Origin of the sequence: Serratia sp. (in: enterobacteria), assembly GCF_046715635.1 — a bacterium.
Taxonomy (GTDB): domain Bacteria; phylum Pseudomonadota; class Gammaproteobacteria; order Enterobacterales; family Enterobacteriaceae; genus Chania.
This window is the reverse complement of record NZ_JBKJYW010000215.1, coordinates 1-16,535: the sequence shown is the minus strand read 5'-3', so window position 1 is coordinate 16,535 and position 16,535 is coordinate 1. Positions and strand designations below refer to the sequence as shown.

Genomic DNA, 16,535 nt, shown 5'->3' with positions numbered 1-16,535 from the left:
AAGATCTGTGGCACGGTTTCTACCGGTTTGCCCACGGTTTTTTCCAAATCGGCCTTGGTGATGCCTTCTGCGTGGATATCAACATAACGGAAGTTGAAATCGTCACGCTCTTCAGTCAATTTCTCTGCCAGCTCTTTAGCACGGACACAGTAAGGACAGCCCGGACGCCCGAAGATTACAGCAAACATGTAACACTCCTAGTCTGTTATTAATAATTAACCGCTATTGTAACGACATTCCTTCCGTCATAAAAAGACTTCAGTTGCGCTATCACTCACGTCTGCCGCTTACTATGCCCGTTGGCTGAGCTAAAAAAAAGCAGGATCTGCCTCTTGGTCTGATTTATAGAACCGATTAATCAACTAGGGCTGTTGCTACGAGGGTGAATTAACTACACTGAGCACAGTGAGTCTGGAGAAAAAAATATGCGTTCATTCGGTGACTTACCGCGTTCGGTGCTGGTGCTTGAAGGGCTGGGCATGGTGTTATTGATTCTCTCTTATCTGAGCATTCATGACTACGTGCGTTTGCCGGGCATGCTGGCTTCGCAGCAGGCGGCGGTTGGCATGATCTTTCTTGGCGTCTTCATGATGGTTCCTGCCGCCGCGTTTTTAGTCTGGCGCGTAGTACAAGGGTTCAGCCCGCTACTGCGCGGTGGCTTGCCGCCGCAGAACGATCGGCGTACACCGCCGAAAGATAAACAAGACCAGGGACCGCAAGACTAAACGCGGCTATGGGGAATGCCTGCCACTGCAGGTGATCAACGCCTTTAGGGGTGACGAGTGAAAATTGCCATTCTTTCACGCGATGGTTCGCTGTACTCATGTAAAAGACTGCGTGAGGCCGCAGAGCAACGTGGGCACTGTATCGATGTTATCGATCCGCAGTCTTGCTATATGAATATCAACCCGGCGGCACCGAGCATTCATTATCGTGGCCGCCAGTTAGAACGTTACGATGCGGTGATCCCGCGTATCGGTTCCGCTATTACGTTTTATGGCACCGCCGTGCTGCGTCAGTTCGAACTGCTCGGCAGCTTTCCGCTCAATGAGTCCGTGGCCATTACCCGCGCGCGTGACAAGCTGCGTTCGCTGCAACTGCTGGCGCGCCAGGGGATTGATCTGCCTATTACCGGCTTTGCGCATTCACCGGATGATACCGGTGATTTGATCGAACTGGTGGGGGGCGCACCGCTGGTGGTGAAACTGGTTGAAGGGACCCAGGGGATCGGCGTGGTATTGGCCGAAACCCGCCAGGCGGCGGAGAGCGTGATCGACGCCTTTCGTGGCCTGAACGCCCACATCCTGGTGCAGGAGTACATTCGTGAAGCCAACGGCTGTGATATCCGCTGCCTGGTCGTTGGGGGCAGGGTAGTTGCTGCGATTGAGCGTCAGGCAAAGCCTGGGGAATTTCGTTCGAACCTGCACCGTGGCGGTACGGCCCGTAAAGTGCATATCACCAGCAAGGAGCGTGCTACCGCGATCAAGGCCGTGGAGACGCTGGGGCTGGATGTCGCCGGGGTCGATATCCTGCGGGCCGATCGTGGCCCACTGGTGATGGAAGTGAATGCTTCACCGGGGTTGGAAGGCGTAGAAACCACTACCGGGTTGGATATTGCAGGCATGATGATCGAGTACATTGAGCAACGAGCCCGGCCTGGCTTTCGTCTGAAATCTGGCGGGTGAGAAATGGCGCTTTCCTCTGTTGCGCCAAGCGTATACGTGGGATAGCTGTTGCGGATACTCCGTACAATGTTGTCGTATTAGTGAATTAAGCGGCTTTGATCGTGGCATCTCGATTGAATATTCCGTAAGCTATGCGCCTTTTCATGTTTTTGAACCCTGTGAGGCTGGTAATTTATGGATTCACTCATCGTCCCCGATTTGGCGTTATTACGACGTTGGTTGGATCAATTGGGGATCTCGTTTTTTGAATGTGATTCTTGCCAGGCGTTACACCTGCCGCACATGCAAAACTTTGACGGCGTATTCGATGCCAAGCTCGATCTGGTGGATAGCGTGATCCTGTTTTCTGCGCTGGCCGAAGTCAAGCCAACCGCACTGATCCCGCTGGTTGCCGATCTCAGTCAAATCAATGCCAGCTCGTTGACCATCAAGGCCTTTGTTGATATTCAAGACGATAACTTGCCAAAGCTGATCGTGTGCCAGTCTTTGAGCATTGCCGTGGGCGTGGCCTATGAGCAGTTTGCCCACTTTATGCAACAGGGCGAAGAACAGATCTCGATGGTGATCCTGGAAGCCAGGGCGAACGATCTGCTGTTTATGGGTGATGAAGAAGAGAACCCGGCTACCGTCGCCAGCCAACCGATGCTGCATTAATCTTCGCTGTACATTATGTGTGCCGCAGATCTGGCGGCACGCAGCCTGGGCTTTCCCCCACAACCAGATATTCTGTGTTTCTCCCCTTATTGCCAGATATTTCTCGTCTTTTAGGGCGTTATTGCCGCATCACATCCAGAACCCGTGCATAATTAATCGATAAAAGGCATTTTTTACCCTGGAGGCTGGCACCGTCTGGCAACTCCGGTTATGCTGCTGATCTTGCTAAAGGCTCACGCTCCTGTTTGTGACCTCGTGAGCTGGCAGGTGAGAAAATCGCATGCAATCAACTGCATAGCTATTCACTCGCGATCGCAACGAGTGCGCTCGGCTAATCAAAGGCGTTGTATCATTTCAGGATACAAATTTACCCCTTGTTTTGGAGGAAGTTACGGATGGTCACCCAACGTAAAAAGTGGTTATCGGGTGTGGTTGGCAGCTTGCTGATGACGGCTTGCCTCACCGCGTCGGCCGCAGACAATACGCTGCACATCTACAATTGGTCCGACTACATTGCGCCGGATACCCTGGCCAAATTCCAGAAAGAAACCGGCATTAAAGTGGTGTATGACGTCTTTGATTCCAACGAGGTTCTGGAAGGCAAACTGATGGCGGGCAGCACCGGTTATGACTTGGTGGTTCCTTCCTCCAACTTCCTTGAGCGCCAGTCCAAAGCCGGAATTTTTGAAGCGCTGGACAAGAGCAAGATACCTAATTACAAAAACCTTGATCCCGAGATGCTGCAACTGGTTGCGCAAAACGACAAGGAGAATAAGTACGGTATCCCTTACATGATGGTGACCACCGGCATTGGCTATAACGTCGATAAGGTCAAAGCGGTGCTGGGTAAAGATGCCCCGGTCGATAGCTGGGACCTGATCCTCAAACCGGAAAACCTGGAGAAGCTGAAAAGCTGTGGTGTCTCCTTCCTGGATGCGCCAAGCGAAGTCTATGCCACCGTTTTACACTATCTGGGCAAAGATCCTAACAGCACCAGTGCGGAAGATTACACCGGTGCGGCCAACGATCTGCTGATGAAGCTGCGCCCGAATATCCGCTACTTCCACTCTTCCCAGTACATTAACGATCTGGCTAACGGGGATATTTGCGTGGCCATAGGCTGGTCTGGCGATATTATGCAGGCCGCCAACCGTGCCAAGGAAGCCAAGAACGGCGTCAATGTGGCTTACTCCATTCCAAAAGAAGGGGCGCTGACCTACTTTGACATGTTTGCGATGCCAGCCGATGCTAAAAACAAAGATGCTGCCTATCAGTTCCTGAACTTCCTGCTTAAGCCAGAAGTGATCGCGGATATCAGCAACCACGTGTTTTATGCGAACGCGGTGAAAGACGCTACGCCGCTGGTGAATGCCGAGGTGCGTGATAACCCGAACGTTTACCCACCGGCAGATATTCGCGGCAAACTGTACACGCTGAACGTACAGACGCCGAAACTTGACCGTGTTGTTACCCGTGCATGGACTAAAGTTAAAAGCGGTAAATGATGCGTAGATGTAAGGGCTCAGCATGCTGGACCCGGTATTGATAAGCAGGTGGGGTTAACCCGCCTGCATTGCCATTTTGGGCCATGGCAATTGCTGTGGTTGTTCGCACTGCTTTAGCCGGAGAGCACCCCGATTGAACGACGTTATCCCTCGTCCGCAAGCCAAATCGCAGAAGGTTTTCACCCCTCTGCTGGAAATCCGTAACCTCACCAAAACCTTTGACGGCCAGAATGCGGTAGAAGACGTCAGCCTGACGATCTACAAGGGCGAAATCTTTGCGCTACTGGGGCCTTCTGGCTGCGGAAAATCCACGTTGCTGCGTATGTTGGCCGGTTTTGAACAGCCGACGGAAGGGCAAATTGTCCTCGATGGCCAGGACATGTCCCACGTGCCGCCATATCAGCGCCCGGTCAATATGATGTTCCAGTCCTACGCGCTGTTCCCCCATATGACGGTGGAGCAGAACATCGCGTTTGGCCTCAAGCAGGATAAAATGCCACGCGCGGAAATTAACGAACGTGTCACCGAAATGCTCACCCTGGTGCACATGCAGGAATACGCCAAGCGCAAGCCTCACCAGCTTTCCGGCGGTCAGCGTCAGCGTGTAGCACTGGCTCGCAGCCTGGCCAAACGGCCAAAGCTGTTGCTGCTGGACGAGCCGATGGGCGCGCTGGATAAGAAACTGCGCGATCGCATGCAGCTGGAAGTGGTGGATATCCTGGAACGCGTGGGCGCGACCTGTGTCATGGTGACGCACGATCAGGAAGAAGCGATGACCATGGCTGGCCGTATCGCCATCATGAACCGCGGCAAGTTTGTGCAAATCGGTGAGCCGGAAGAGATTTACGAGCACCCGAACAGCCGTTTCAGCGCCGAGTTTATCGGTTCGGTCAACGTGTTCGATTGCGTGTTGCTGGAGCGGCGGGACGATGCGCTGATCCTGCAAAGCCCGGGTTTACGCCATGCGCTCAAGGTCGATCCTGATTCTTCGGTAGTGGACGGCGTGCCTATTCAGGTCGCGCTCCGCCCGGAAAAGATCATGCTGTGTGAGGAAGTACCGGAAGACGGCTGCAACTTTGCGGTGGGTGAGGTGGTGAACATCGCCTATCTGGGCGATCTGTCGATCTACCACGTCAAGCTGCTCAGCGGGCAGATGATCAGTGCGCAATTGCAGAACGGCCATCGCTTCCGTAAAGGGATGCCTACCTGGGGTGATGAAGTGCGCCTGTGTTGGGAAACCGACAGTTGTGTGGTTCTGACGGTGTAGTTGAGAAAGTGAGGAGTAACTACCATGACATTGCTTTCTGAACGTTCGCCGGAGCCTCCGGCAAGAGTACCCGGTCCGATTAAGGCGTTTATCCAACGTTTGCAGATGGCCCATGGCCGCAAGCTGGTGATCGCGCTGCCGCTGCTGTGGCTGCTGCTGCTGTTTATGCTGCCGTTCCTGATCGTGTTCAAGATCAGTCTGTCGGAGCTGGCCTTGGCGGTACCGCCTTATACCGACCTGATGAGTTGGGCAGACGGCAAACTTGATATTGCGCTGAACTTTGCCAACTACCTGCAGTTGACCGATGATCCGCTATACATTGATGCCTATCTGCAATCCCTGCAGATCGCGGCGGTTTCAACGCTGTGCTGCCTGGTGATCGGCTATCCGCTGGCGTGGGCAGTGGCGCACAGTAAACCGTCGACCCGTAACATTCTGCTGCTGTTGGTGATCCTGCCTTCCTGGACGTCATTCCTGATCCGCGTGTATGCCTGGATGGGGATACTGAAGAACAACGGGGTATTGAACAACTTCCTGATGTGGTTAGGAGTGATCGATCAGCCACTGGTGATCCTGCATACCAATCTGGCGGTGTATATCGGCATCGTTTATTCCTATCTGCCGTTTATGGTGTTGCCAATTTATACCGCGTTAACGCGCCTTGACTATTCGTTGGTTGAAGCCTCGCTGGATCTGGGGGCCAAGCCGTTGAAAACCTTCTTCAGCGTGATTATGCCGTTGACGCGTGGCGGCATTATTGCCGGCTCGATGCTGGTGTTTATCCCGGCGGTGGGGGAGTTTGTGATCCCGGAACTGCTCGGCGGACCAGACAGCATCATGATTGGTCGCGTGCTCTGGCAAGAGTTCTTCAATAACCGTGACTGGCCGGTCGCCTCGGCGGTTGCGACCGTGATGCTGCTGTTGCTGATTGTACCTATTCTCTGGTTCCACAAGCACCAGAACAAGGAAATGGGAGGGCAGGGATGAATAACTTGCCGGTAGTGCGCTCACCGTGGCGCATAGCGATTCTGGTGATCGGTTTCACCTTCTTGTACGCGCCGATGCTGATGCTGGTGATCTACTCGTTCAACAGTTCCAAGCTGGTTACCGTGTGGGCGGGGTGGTCGTTCCGTTGGTATATCGAACTGTTCCACGATTCGGCGATGATCAGCGCGGTTGGCCTGAGTTTGACCATTGCGGCGGCCTCCGCTACGGCGGCGGTGATCCTCGGCACCATTGCCGCGATGGTGATGGTGCGCTTTGGGCGTTTCCGGGGTTCGACCGGGTTTGCCTTTATGCTCACCGCACCGTTGGTTATGCCAGACGTGATCACCGGTTTGTCGCTGCTGCTGCTGTTTGTGGCGATGGGGCATACCTTTGGTTGGCCTTCGGAGCGCGGGATGTTCACTATCTGGCTGGCGCACGTCACCTTCTGTACCGCCTATGTGTCGGTCGTTATCAGTTCGCGCCTGCGTGAGCTGGATCGTTCGATCGAAGAGGCGGCGATGGATTTGGGCGCAACGCCACTGAAAGTGTTTTCCGTGATCACCTTGCCGATGATTGCCCCGGCGCTGATCTCCGGCTGGATGCTGGCGTTTACTCTCTCGTTGGACGATCTGGTGATTGCCAGTTTCGTAGCCGGGCCTGGGGCCACCACCTTGCCAATGCTGGTATTCTCCAGCGTGCGGATGGGGGTTAACCCGGAGATCAACGCCTTGGCAACGCTGATCCTGCTGGTGGTGGGGATCATCGGGTTTATTGCCTGGTGGTTTATGGCGCGGGCGGAAAAACAGCGTGCGCGTGAACTGCAAAGGGCCGCTCGTGGCTAATGCTGTTGACGATTAATCGAACCTCAAGCGCCGCCTGACCGGGCGGCGTTTTATCTTCTGCTGGCCTGGTAAATAAGTTTTTATCCGCGTTGGGTGGTACAATCTGCGCCCTCATTGGTCATCCTGATTTAACGGTTACTATTCATGCATTGCGCTTTGTACTCGGCGGGCACCTGCCGTTCCTGCCAGTGGCTGGAAAAGCCTTATTCCCAGCAACTGGAAGAAAAACAACATCATCTGCAATCCTTGCTAGCGGATCGCGATGTCGCGCAGTGGTTGGAACCGGTGACGGGTGAACAGAGCGCATTTCGCAACAAGGCGAAAATGGTGGTCAGCGGTAGCGTTGAGCGGCCCTTGCTTGGCATGTTGCACCGCGATGGCACGCCGGTAGACCTGTGTGATTGTCCGTTGTATCCGGCCAGTTTTGCCCCGATTTTAGCGGTCTTAAAAGACTTTATCCCCCGCGCCGGGTTAACGCCTTATAACGTGGCGCGCAAGCGTGGCGAATTGAAGTATTTGCTGTTGACGGAAAGCACCTTCAGCGGCGGCCTGATGCTACGCTTTGTGCTGCGTTCTGAGAGTAAGCTGGCGCAACTGCGTGCTGCCTTACCCTGGTTACAGCAACAGTTGCCGCAGTTGAAGGTGATCTCTGCCAATATTCAACCGGTGCATATGGCGATAATGGAAGGCGAGCATGAAATCCCGCTGACCGAACAGCAGGCGCTGGAAGAGCGATTCAATCAGGTGCCGTTGTACATTCGCCCGCAGAGCTTTTTTCAAACTAATCCGCAGGTAGCTAGCCAGCTGTATGCCACCGCACGGGATTGGGTACGCGCGCTGGGTATCGCCAGCATGTGGGATCTGTTTTGTGGCGTTGGCGGCTTCGGGTTGCATTGCGCACAGCCGCAAACCAGGCTGACCGGCATTGAAATCAGCGCAGAGGCGATCGCCTGTGCCAAACAGTCGGCGCAAACCCTAGGTTTGCAGCAGGTTGATTTCCAGGCGCTGGATTCGACCCGATTTGCCACCGCAGAGGGGGAAGTTCCTGAGTTGGTCTTGGTGAACCCGCCGCGCCGGGGAATTGGCAAGGAGCTGTGCGATTATCTCAACCGCATGGCGCCGGGTTATATTCTTTATTCCAGCTGTAATGCGTTAAGTATGGCGAAGGATTTGGCGATGTTGCCCGATTACCGCGTCGAGCGCGTGCAACTGTTTGATATGTTCCCGCACACTGCCCATTACGAAGTATTAACGCTGCTGATCCGGAAATAGTTGCCCCTCACCCTAACCCACAGGGAGAGGGGACCGATCGAGTTTGTTGATTGTTCTGAGTAATACCTTGTCTTTCTCGTTCTTACTCCCTGCTTTCCGAAGTTGCATGGGCTAACTACGCACTCCGAACAGCTCCCTCTCCCTGTGGGGTTGGGGTGAGGGGAATTATTGTGGGAACCACTTATCGTTGATCGCCTTGTAGGTCCCATCCGCCTTGATCGCATCCAGCGCTGCATTCAGCTTGGCCAGTAGCGCCTGATTATCCGGGCGTACGGCAATGCCCAGGCCGGTACCAAAGTACTGCGCATCGGTTACATGCTCGCCTACGGCAGCCAGTTCCGGGTTATTCTTCAGCCATTCATTAACCACCGCAGTGTCACCGAACACGCCATCAATACGGCCATTCTTCAGCTCCAGCACGGCGTTTTGGTAGCTGTCATAAGACACGGTATTGATTTCCGGGTGCTTGTCCTGCAAGTATTTTTGATGCGTGGTGCCGTTTTCCATCCCTAGCTTTTTGCCCTTCAAATCCGCCAGCGTGGTGAACTTGCCTTTCTGAGCAATGACGATGGCCGAGTTGGCATAATAGGGCTGGGTAAAAGTCACCTGTTTGCTGCGCTCTGGCGTGATGTCCATACCGGAAATCACCGCGTCATATTTTTTGAATTTCAGCGCGGCGATCAGGCTGTCAAAGGCCTGGTTGGTAAAGGTGCAGTCGGCCTGCATCTGTTTGCACAAGGCCTTGGCCAAATCGATATCAAAACCGACGATCTGGTTATTGGCATCCAGAGATTCAAACGGCGGGTAGGTCGCTGAAGAGGCGAAACGAATAGTGTCTGCGGCGGCAGCGTTAAAGGTGATCCCGGCGAGAATGGTGGCGGCAAGTAACAGCTTTTTCATCGGTACGGCTCCTGTCGTAAATTTGATTTTTGTCTCGCCACCTTTTTCTGACAATGACCCAAGGGCATGGTGAGTGGCTATGCCGATAACAATGCCATTTAGTGAATTACTATGCAATATAAATGACTAAAAAATTATTCCTGGCCATAAAAAAGCCCCGCGCATGGGCAGGGCTAGTTCAGCGAGGCGTGGCTCAGTTACGACGTTCAAACGCCAACGCGCGGCGTTCAACCAGACGCATCAATAATGTCAGCAGGCCATTGACGCACAGGTACACAATGCCAGCGGCACCGAATACCATCACGTCATAAGTCCGGCCATACATCAGTTGGCTGTAGCCCATCACCTCCATCAGCGTAATGGTATAGGCAAGCGAGGTACTCTTGAACACCAGAACCACTTCATTGGAATAGGATGACAAGGCGCGCTTGAAGGCATACGGCAGCAGAATACGCAGCGTTTGCTGACGTGACATGCCCAGTGCTTCACAGGATTGCCATTGGCCCGCCGGGATAGCGCGTACCGCCCCATGGAACAGCAGGGTGGTGTAGGCCGCACTGTTCAGCGCCAATGCAATCATTGCGCAGAGCCAAGGTTGCGACAGCAGGTTCCACAACCAGGGATATTCACGGATCGCCGGGAACTGGCCAGGACCGTAGTAAATCAGGAAGATCTGCACCAGCAACGGCGTACCGGTGAACAACGTAATGTAGACCTTCACCAACTGCGTCAGCACCGGCGTTTTTAACGTCAGGATCACCGTCAGCACTAGCGACATCAGCAAGGCAACAATCAGTGCGACGATCGTCAGCGACAGGCTGGTATGCAAGCCTTTGATGATGTCGGGGATGAATTCAAGCATCAGGCTGGCCCCCGCTCAAAACGCGTTGTGCGCAGCTCGATCCGCTTAAGGATGTACTGGCTCAGCAGGGTGACAACCAGATAGATCGCCGCCGCAATCACATACCAAGTAAACGGCTCCTGGGTGCGGGTGGCAATGCTTTTGGTCTGCAACATCAAATCGTTAACGCTGATCAATGATACCAGCGCGGTATCTTTCAGCAGCACCAGCCACTGGTTACCCAGCCCCGGCAGTGCGTGACGCCACATTTGCGGCATGATCAAGCGGAAGAAGATAGCTGTCTTGCTTAGCCCCAGAGCCTGGCCGGACTCCCACTGGCCCTGTGGCACCGCTTTCAGCGCCCCACGCAGCGTTTGCGACGCATAGGCGGAATAGAGCAGGGCCAGGGCGATAACGCCGCACAGGAACGGGCTGACTTCGAAATTATCGATGGACAGCTGTACCGGCAGTTGGAACAGGCCGAAGTTCAGGACGAAACCGTCGGACAGCATCATCAGCAGCTGTGAAGAGCCGAAATAGATAAACAGCACCACCAGAATTTCTGGCAAGCCGCGCAGCAGGGTCACCCAGGCGGTGCCGAGCCAGCTGACCGCTTTCCAGCGGGATGACTCCCAGACGGCAAACAGCATCGCCAGGATCAGGCCGAGGACCAGGGCACAAACGGCAAGGCCGACGGTCATCCCGGCGGCGCTAGCTAAAGGTTGGATTTCATTCATGGGTAATGATTACTGCTGGAACCATTTTTTGTAGATGGTTTCGTAAGTCCCATCCTGCTTGATTTTATCCAGGGCGGCGTTGAATTTGCCCTGCAGTTCGGTATTTTGCAGGCGCATGGCAATGCCCAGACCGCTACCGAAATAGTCTTTATCCGTCACTTTATCGCCCACGGCGGTCAGCGCAGCGTTTTCTTTCAGCCACTCGTTAACCACGGCGGTATCACCGAACACCGCATCAACACGGCCATTTTTCAGATCCAGAATGGCGTTCTGGTAGCTGTCGTAACCCACGGTGGTGATTTCCGGGTGTTTATCGTTAAGGAATTTTTGGTGCGTGGTGCCGTTTTGCACACCAACGCGTTTGCCTTTCAGCGCGGCAACGTCTGCCACTTTGCCTTTCTCGGCAATAAACAGGGCCGAGTTATCGTAGTAAGGCTTGCTGAACAGTACCTGCTTTTCGCGCTCAGGGGTTATATCCATACCGGCCATCACGGCGTCGAAACGCTTGAACTTCAGGCTTGGGATCAGGCTGTCGAAGCCCTGGTTGGTAAAGGTACACTCAGCCTGCATCTCTTTACACAGAGCGTTGGCCAGATCGACGTCGAAGCCCTGGATCTTGTTATCCGCTGCGACAAATTCGAACGGAGGGTAGGAAGCTTCGGTAGCGAAACGGATAGTTTCGGCTGCTGAGGCAGAAACGCTGATGCCAGCCAGAACGGCGGCGATTAGTAGTTTTTTCATCGCAAACTCCCTGAGAACAGCAAATATCGCTATTAGTGTGATAAGTAATTGGCAAACTCTACGGTTTGCGGTTGCGCAAAGTGGCTGGCATCGCCCTGTTCGACGATATGGCCATTTTCCATATACACCACGCGGCTGGCGGTTTTACGCGCTACTTCAACCTCATGGGTGACGATCACCTGGGTAATGCCGGTGCCCGCCAACTCACGAATGATGCTGACGATCTGCGCGGTGATTTCCGGATCCAGTGCGGCCGTAGGCTCATCGAACAGCAGAACCTGAGGTTCCATCATCAGCGCACGGGCAATGGCTACGCGCTGTTGTTGGCCACCGGAAAGATGCAGTGGGAAACGATCGGCAAAATCGGTCAGACGTAGCCGGGTCAGCAACTTGTCGGCACGCGCCATCGCCTGGGCCTTGGTCAGGCCAAGTACGCGGCAGGGCGCTTCGATCAGGTTTTGCACCACGCTCAGATGTGGCCAAAGATTGTACTGCTGGAACACCATACCCACGTTTTGGCGCAGTTCGCGGATGGATTTCTCCCCCGGCGACTGTTTAAAGTCGAACTGATTACCCGCAATTTGCAGGTGGCCAGAGCGTGGCATTTCGAGCAGGTTAAGCACCCGCAGCAACGAACTCTTACCCGCGCCGCTTGGACCAAGCAGCACCAGAGTCTCGCCGGCAGGGCAATCCAGTGTAATGTTGAACAGCGCCTGATGTGCGCCGTAAAAGCAGTTGATATCTTTTAGTTGAATACTCATGCGCTGAAATTGAATAGACATTGATGCCGTGAATGGTAACTTCCACAGAATACTTATGCAATCTTTGTGAGTTAAAATTTATTAGTACGTCGCAGAATGACTAAATAATAGCAGAAGATACCGTGAGTGCTGGCTGAACGGCGGATTTGTCGCGCACACGGTGAGATAGCTAGCTAATTTTCTCAAAGTGATGGATTTTTGAGCGCTTTTGAAGGGGTTAATTGGCAACCGGGAAGGTACTACACCCGGCTGCCATCTTTTGCTGTTACTGGTTCTCAAGGACCTGACGCAGCGTACCGCTGGCAGCATGCGGCGGGATGTTGAGGAAGCGGATGTCGTCAACCACCCAGCAGGTGCCTTCACGAACCATCAGCACTTCGTCCTGCCAGTTGATTTCACTGGCACCCTCTTTCTGGTGGGTCAGCTGTACACGCAGCGGGATGTTTTTGGCATCGGTGTTAGGAATGGTGGAGGCGCTGGCAACCGTTGCGCTGGTTGGCCCCTGGGCATTGCCAGAGAACAGATCGCCGGTGATGGCATGCTTGCCCGGGTGCTGAGCAGCACTGACCAGATCCTGATACAGCACCTGGCTCAGGTAAGGTTGCAACTGTGCCAGACGGCTGCTGTCCGGTAGTGCGGTGCTTGGGCCTTGCTGAATGCGCAGGTCATAGAATTTCTGGGCCACCGTATCCGGGCCACCTTCCACGCAGGCGCCAGTGCGAACGCCAACATCCTTAAAGGCTGGATCGACGGTGGTACAGGCGCTTAAGAACAGGGCCAAGGGTAAAACAACAGCAAGCGTTTTTGTTTTCATCTCATAACCTTATGTAAAAGTCTCTCAACCATGAAGACCGAAAACCTCGGAACATAGCCTACAGTATAAAGGCGTTTTTGGTCCTTGCATTGGTGCTGTGTGCCATTGTGCCACAGAACATCCGCTTAAATTAGCTGTCATAACGCAGCAATGATTTGATTTTATAAGGAGTTCTTGATGCAATTGTCCACTACCCACACCCTGGAAGGGTTTACCATCACCGAATATTGCGGCGTTGTCACCGGCGAAGCGATTCTGGGTGCCAATATTTTCCGCGATTTTTTTGCTGGCGTGCGTGATATCGTTGGCGGTCGTTCCGGTGCCTACGAGAAAGAGCTGCGCAAGGCGCGTCAGTTGGCCTTTCAGGAGATGCAGGAGCAGGCCAAAGAACTGGGGGCCAACGCAATAGTCGGCATTGATATCGATTATCAAACCGTGGGTAAAGACAGCACCATGCTGATGGTCAGCGTCAGTGGCACTGCGGTTAAAGTCAGCCGCTGACATTCACCGACAGGTGAACAACGCTATTAAGCGGGCGCAGCATGCGGCGCCCCTACGGTTAAATATGTGCGATCCCCAACCCATTCAGCGGCAGTGCCGTGTGATAACAAGGAAGTTAAATGGAAAATACCACAAAGATCAGTAATGAACTGCAACAGAAAATTAGCCAACTGACCAAGTTGATGACTTGGTTGTTGATCGGGGGCGCTGTCACGCTTGGAATGGCTCTGCTTAAGTTCTTTACCGGTGAGTTTGACCCCATATATCATTCGATTGAGGCCGCGCTTGGGCTGTACTGTCTGGTTACGTGGGTCAAGAGCTATTACGGTAGACAAAAGCTGTTGCAGCAATTGCGTGCGGCAGAGACTGCGTCAGATTCCGCTATATCCTGATGGCGGCATTTCACAGCAGGAAGGAGCATATTTTGGTTAAGTGGTTGTGGATCGCTGCGATTGGAGTTTTGACGGGTTGCCAACAGCAATCCACCAGCACGCTGGTGGATCACGGCAGCTATCAGTTGGAAACCCTGCATCAGGCTCCAGGGGCCGATCAGCGTATCCGTTTCCTGGTGATGCATTACACCGCAGAAGACTTTCACTCATCGCTAAAAACGCTGACGGACGAGCACGTCAGCGCCCATTATTTGCTGCCCGCCCATCCGCCACGGCAAAACGGTAAACCTGTGGCTTATCAACTGGTTCCTGAAAAGTTGCGCGCCTGGCATGCGGGGGCCAGCAATTGGCGTGGGCGTACCAATTTGAACGACACCTCGATCGGCATTGAGATCGTCAACCAGGGCTTTACCCATAACTTGCTGGAGACAGACTGGCAGCCCTATACGCCAGAGCAAATTGCGTTATTGATCCAGCTTAGCCGCGATATTGTGCAGCGTTACGCGCTGCAACCGACGGACGTAGTAGGGCACAGTGACATCGCCCCGCAGCGCAAACAGGATCCTGGCCCACTCTTCCCATGGCAACAACTGGCGCAGGCAGGCATTGGTGCCTGGCCGGATGAGCGGGAGGTGGAACGTTATCTGGCCGGTCGTGACAAGCATGCGCCGGTGGTGATGGCATCACTGTTGGAAAAGCTGGCGCGCTACGGCTATGGCGTCGATCCCACCTGGGATGCCAAGCAGCAGAGCAATCTGGTGGCGGCGTTTCAGATGCATTTCCGGCCCAGCGATTATCGCGGTGAGCCAGATGCGCAAAGCGAGGCGATTATTGAGGCGTTGCTAAGCAAATACGGAGCTATGCGCTAACGCCAAAAAAATGTCCTCCCCCTAACCCCCATAGTGGGTTTGAAAATTCGGTGCGCACTTTGGATGAGTGGGCGATCAAGTTTGCTGAGATTATCTCTTTACTGACAAATGAGCAGGGGCTAACAACTGCCTCTCCCTGTGGAAGGGGACCGTTCGAGTGGGTTTGAAAATTCGGTGGCGCACTTTGGATGAGTGGGCGATGGAGTTTGCTGAGATTATCTCTTTACTGACAAATGAGCAGGGGCTAACAACTCCCTCTCCCCGTGGGAGAGGGTTGGGGTGAGGGGGAGTTATAGCCCGTGCAGATTACCGTGCTCTTTCAACCAGCGAGCGGTACGGCTAATGCCTTCTTCTAGCGAAACCACGGGTTGATAACCAAGTTCCTGCTGTGCACGAGTGGTGTTCAACGTCAGATCGAAATTGAGCTTGGCGACGCTGTAATGGGTCAAGACGGGTTCTTTATCGCTTTTACTGCCCAGCTTTTCCATGCCACGCGCCATCATATCCAGCATCGGGTAGGGCACCGAGCGGATGCGGCACTTCATGCCCAATTCATCGATCAACTGTTGCAGTACGACGCGCAACGGGCAGGCTTGCTGGTTGGAGATGTTGTAGGCCCGCCCTGAAGGGGTGTCTTCCTTCACGGTGGCCAGCCACATGGCGTGTACCGCATTATCCAGATAGGTCATATCGACCAGTGCATCCCCGCCACGCGGCAACAGCAGGCTGCCATAATGTTTGATCATATGCAGCAGGCGCGGCAGCATGATCTTGTCATGTGGGCCAAATAACCCCTGTGGGCGCAGAATGGTGAAGTGGGTTTGCGGGTTGGACAGCGCCAACTGTTGCACTACCTGTTCTCCGGCGGCCTTGCTGCGAGCAAACTCGTTGGCATAACGAACCGGGCGGAAGTCTTCATCCACATTGCGGTGATGGTGATAATCAAAGTAAATCGCCGGCGACGAAATATGAATAAACCGTTCCACGCCGTAGGCCGCAGCCCATTCTCCCAGGCGGCGAGTCGCGCGTACGTTGGCCAGTTCGAAGGCTTCTTCCGTGCCCCATGGGGAAGTGAAACCGGAGCAGTGCCACAGCACGTCCACATCCACCAGCATGGCTTTGGCCTGTGAAGAGATCAGGTTGGTGAGATCGCAATGGATGAATTCGGCACCCAGTTTTTCCAGCAGGCGACCCATGGCCTGATTGCGCCCGGTGGCACGCACTTTTATGCCTTGGCGGCGGAGATATTCAACGGCGTTACGGCCTAACCCACTGGTTGCACCGGTGACCAATACCTTCATAACTCACTCTGTTCTCACCCAAAATCAGAATGCTGAGGGCGTTTTAGCGCGCCCCAGCAAATAAGGTGCCATTCTTTCGTGATTTTGTGCGCTATGCAATGAGAAAGGACCTAACCGCAGCAGCAAACTGTGCGGTTGATCGACATTTGGACTAATGAGGGCGCTGGTTATCGTACTCTTCGGCCAATTGGGCAATCCGTTTGGCCATGCCACGGAAAATAAACAGGTGAGCGGGCATCATGACAAACCAGTATAACAGCCCGCTGAAACCGGCAGGATGCCACCAGGCGCGGACATCGAGCTGGCGGCGATCGCCCAGGTCTTTGATGCTGAAGGTCAGACGGCCAAGCCCCGGCGCTTTCATCCCGAACATCAATGCCAACTGCCGTAATGGTTTCTTGGTGATCACCTTCCAGCCATCGACCAGATCGCCGATTTCCAGGGTGTCACGCTGCGGTCGGCCATA

At 54.1% G+C, this 16,535-nt stretch carries 20 protein-coding genes; 11 read left to right on the top strand and 9 right to left on the bottom strand.

The window, feature by feature from the left end; all coding sequences use genetic code 11:
* Positions 1-188, bottom strand: a 188-nt coding sequence (locus tag ACLQ7H_RS10825) for a GrxA family glutaredoxin (protein ID WP_411752663.1), incomplete at its 3' end; no start/stop codon positions are given.
* A gap of 237 nt (positions 189-425) precedes the next feature.
* Between ACLQ7H_RS10825 and ACLQ7H_RS10820 the strand changes: the two genes are divergently transcribed.
* From ACLQ7H_RS10820 to rlmC, 8 genes are all read left to right on the top strand, one after another.
* A complete protein-coding gene (locus ACLQ7H_RS10820) occupies positions 426-725 on the top strand; it encodes a YbjC family protein (protein WP_411752662.1) in 300 nt (99 codons plus the stop codon).
* Positions 726-782: 57 nt separating this feature from the next.
* Positions 783-1,685 carry a 30S ribosomal protein S6--L-glutamate ligase gene (gene rimK / locus ACLQ7H_RS10815; protein WP_411752661.1) on the top strand — a complete coding sequence of 301 codons (903 nt, stop codon included), beginning with the start codon at positions 783-785 and terminating at the stop codon, positions 1,683-1,685.
* 174 nt (positions 1,686-1,859) lie between these two features.
* Positions 1,860-2,339, top strand: a complete 480-nt coding sequence (locus ACLQ7H_RS10810) for a YbjN domain-containing protein (protein ID WP_411752660.1) — start codon at positions 1,860-1,862, stop codon at positions 2,337-2,339.
* Positions 2,340-2,734: 395 nt separating this feature from the next.
* Positions 2,735-3,844, top strand: a complete 1,110-nt coding sequence (potF, locus tag ACLQ7H_RS10805) for a spermidine/putrescine ABC transporter substrate-binding protein PotF (protein ID WP_411752659.1) — start codon at positions 2,735-2,737, stop codon at positions 3,842-3,844.
* 133 nt (positions 3,845-3,977) lie between these two features.
* Entirely contained in the window at positions 3,978-5,111 is a 1,134-nt protein-coding gene (potG, locus tag ACLQ7H_RS10800; protein ID WP_411752658.1) for a putrescine ABC transporter ATP-binding subunit PotG, read from the top strand.
* Between the two features lie 24 nt (positions 5,112-5,135).
* Positions 5,136-6,098 carry a putrescine ABC transporter permease PotH gene (potH, locus tag ACLQ7H_RS10795; protein WP_021804975.1) on the top strand — a complete coding sequence of 321 codons (963 nt, stop codon included), beginning with the start codon at positions 5,136-5,138 and terminating at the stop codon, positions 6,096-6,098.
* Positions 6,095-6,940 carry a putrescine ABC transporter permease PotI gene (gene potI, locus ACLQ7H_RS10790; protein ID WP_411752657.1) on the top strand — a complete coding sequence of 282 codons (846 nt, stop codon included), beginning with the start codon at positions 6,095-6,097 and terminating at the stop codon, positions 6,938-6,940. Before potH ends, potI begins: the two co-directional genes overlap by 4 nt.
* 144 nt (positions 6,941-7,084) lie before the next feature.
* On the top strand, positions 7,085-8,212 hold the full coding sequence (rlmC, locus tag ACLQ7H_RS10785) for a 23S rRNA (uracil(747)-C(5))-methyltransferase RlmC (RefSeq protein ID WP_411752656.1): 1,128 nt from the start codon (positions 7,085-7,087) through the stop codon (positions 8,210-8,212).
* 165 nt (positions 8,213-8,377) lie between these two features.
* Here rlmC and artJ (ACLQ7H_RS10780) read toward each other — a convergent pair whose 3' ends face one another.
* From artJ (ACLQ7H_RS10780) to ACLQ7H_RS10755, 6 genes are all read right to left on the bottom strand, one after another.
* Positions 8,378-9,112: an arginine ABC transporter substrate-binding protein gene (gene artJ, locus ACLQ7H_RS10780; RefSeq protein WP_411752655.1), complete on the bottom strand. Its 735-nt coding sequence runs from the start codon at positions 9,110-9,112 to the stop codon at positions 8,378-8,380.
* Positions 9,113-9,305: 193 nt separating this feature from the next.
* The gene (gene artM, locus ACLQ7H_RS10775; protein WP_411752654.1) at positions 9,306-9,974 is read right to left on the bottom strand and encodes an arginine ABC transporter permease ArtM; all 669 of its coding nucleotides are present in this window, start codon (positions 9,972-9,974) and stop codon (positions 9,306-9,308) included.
* On the bottom strand, positions 9,974-10,690 hold the full coding sequence (artQ, locus tag ACLQ7H_RS10770) for an arginine ABC transporter permease ArtQ (RefSeq protein WP_411752653.1): 717 nt from the start codon (positions 10,688-10,690) through the stop codon (positions 9,974-9,976). Before artQ ends, artM begins: the two co-directional genes overlap by 1 nt.
* A 9-nt stretch (positions 10,691-10,699) precedes the next feature.
* Positions 10,700-11,431, bottom strand: a complete 732-nt coding sequence (gene artJ / locus ACLQ7H_RS10765; protein ID WP_411752652.1) for an arginine ABC transporter substrate-binding protein — start codon at positions 11,429-11,431, stop codon at positions 10,700-10,702.
* 32 nt (positions 11,432-11,463) lie between these two features.
* Positions 11,464-12,192, bottom strand: a complete 729-nt coding sequence (artP, locus tag ACLQ7H_RS10760; protein ID WP_411752664.1) for an arginine ABC transporter ATP-binding protein ArtP — start codon at positions 12,190-12,192, stop codon at positions 11,464-11,466.
* A gap of 265 nt (positions 12,193-12,457) precedes the next feature.
* Entirely contained in the window at positions 12,458-13,006 is a 549-nt protein-coding gene (locus ACLQ7H_RS10755; RefSeq protein ID WP_411752651.1) for a lipoprotein, read from the bottom strand.
* A 177-nt stretch (positions 13,007-13,183) separates the two neighbouring features.
* Between ACLQ7H_RS10755 and ACLQ7H_RS10750 the strand changes: the two genes are divergently transcribed.
* The 3 genes from ACLQ7H_RS10750 to ACLQ7H_RS10740 all read left to right on the top strand — a co-directional run bounded on the left by ACLQ7H_RS10750 (position 13,184) and on the right by ACLQ7H_RS10740 (position 14,768).
* Positions 13,184-13,507 carry a heavy metal-binding domain-containing protein gene (locus tag ACLQ7H_RS10750; RefSeq protein WP_411752650.1) on the top strand — a complete coding sequence of 108 codons (324 nt, stop codon included), beginning with the start codon at positions 13,184-13,186 and terminating at the stop codon, positions 13,505-13,507.
* A gap of 119 nt (positions 13,508-13,626) precedes the next feature.
* Positions 13,627-13,899: a hypothetical protein gene (locus ACLQ7H_RS10745; protein WP_411752649.1), complete on the top strand. Its 273-nt coding sequence runs from the start codon at positions 13,627-13,629 to the stop codon at positions 13,897-13,899.
* Between the two features lie 32 nt (positions 13,900-13,931).
* A complete protein-coding gene (locus ACLQ7H_RS10740; protein ID WP_411752648.1) occupies positions 13,932-14,768 on the top strand; it encodes an N-acetylmuramoyl-L-alanine amidase in 837 nt (278 codons plus the stop codon).
* Between the two features lie 290 nt (positions 14,769-15,058).
* On the opposite strand, the gene ACLQ7H_RS10735 is transcribed toward ACLQ7H_RS10740, so the two are convergent.
* Both ACLQ7H_RS10735 and ACLQ7H_RS10730 read right to left on the bottom strand, forming a co-directional pair.
* Positions 15,059-16,069: an NAD-dependent epimerase/dehydratase family protein gene (locus ACLQ7H_RS10735; RefSeq protein WP_411752647.1), complete on the bottom strand. Its 1,011-nt coding sequence runs from the start codon at positions 16,067-16,069 to the stop codon at positions 15,059-15,061.
* Positions 16,070-16,220: 151 nt separating this feature from the next.
* The coding region (locus ACLQ7H_RS10730) for a DUF2867 domain-containing protein (RefSeq protein ID WP_411752646.1) at positions 16,221-16,535 on the bottom strand (315 nt) is incomplete at its 5' end.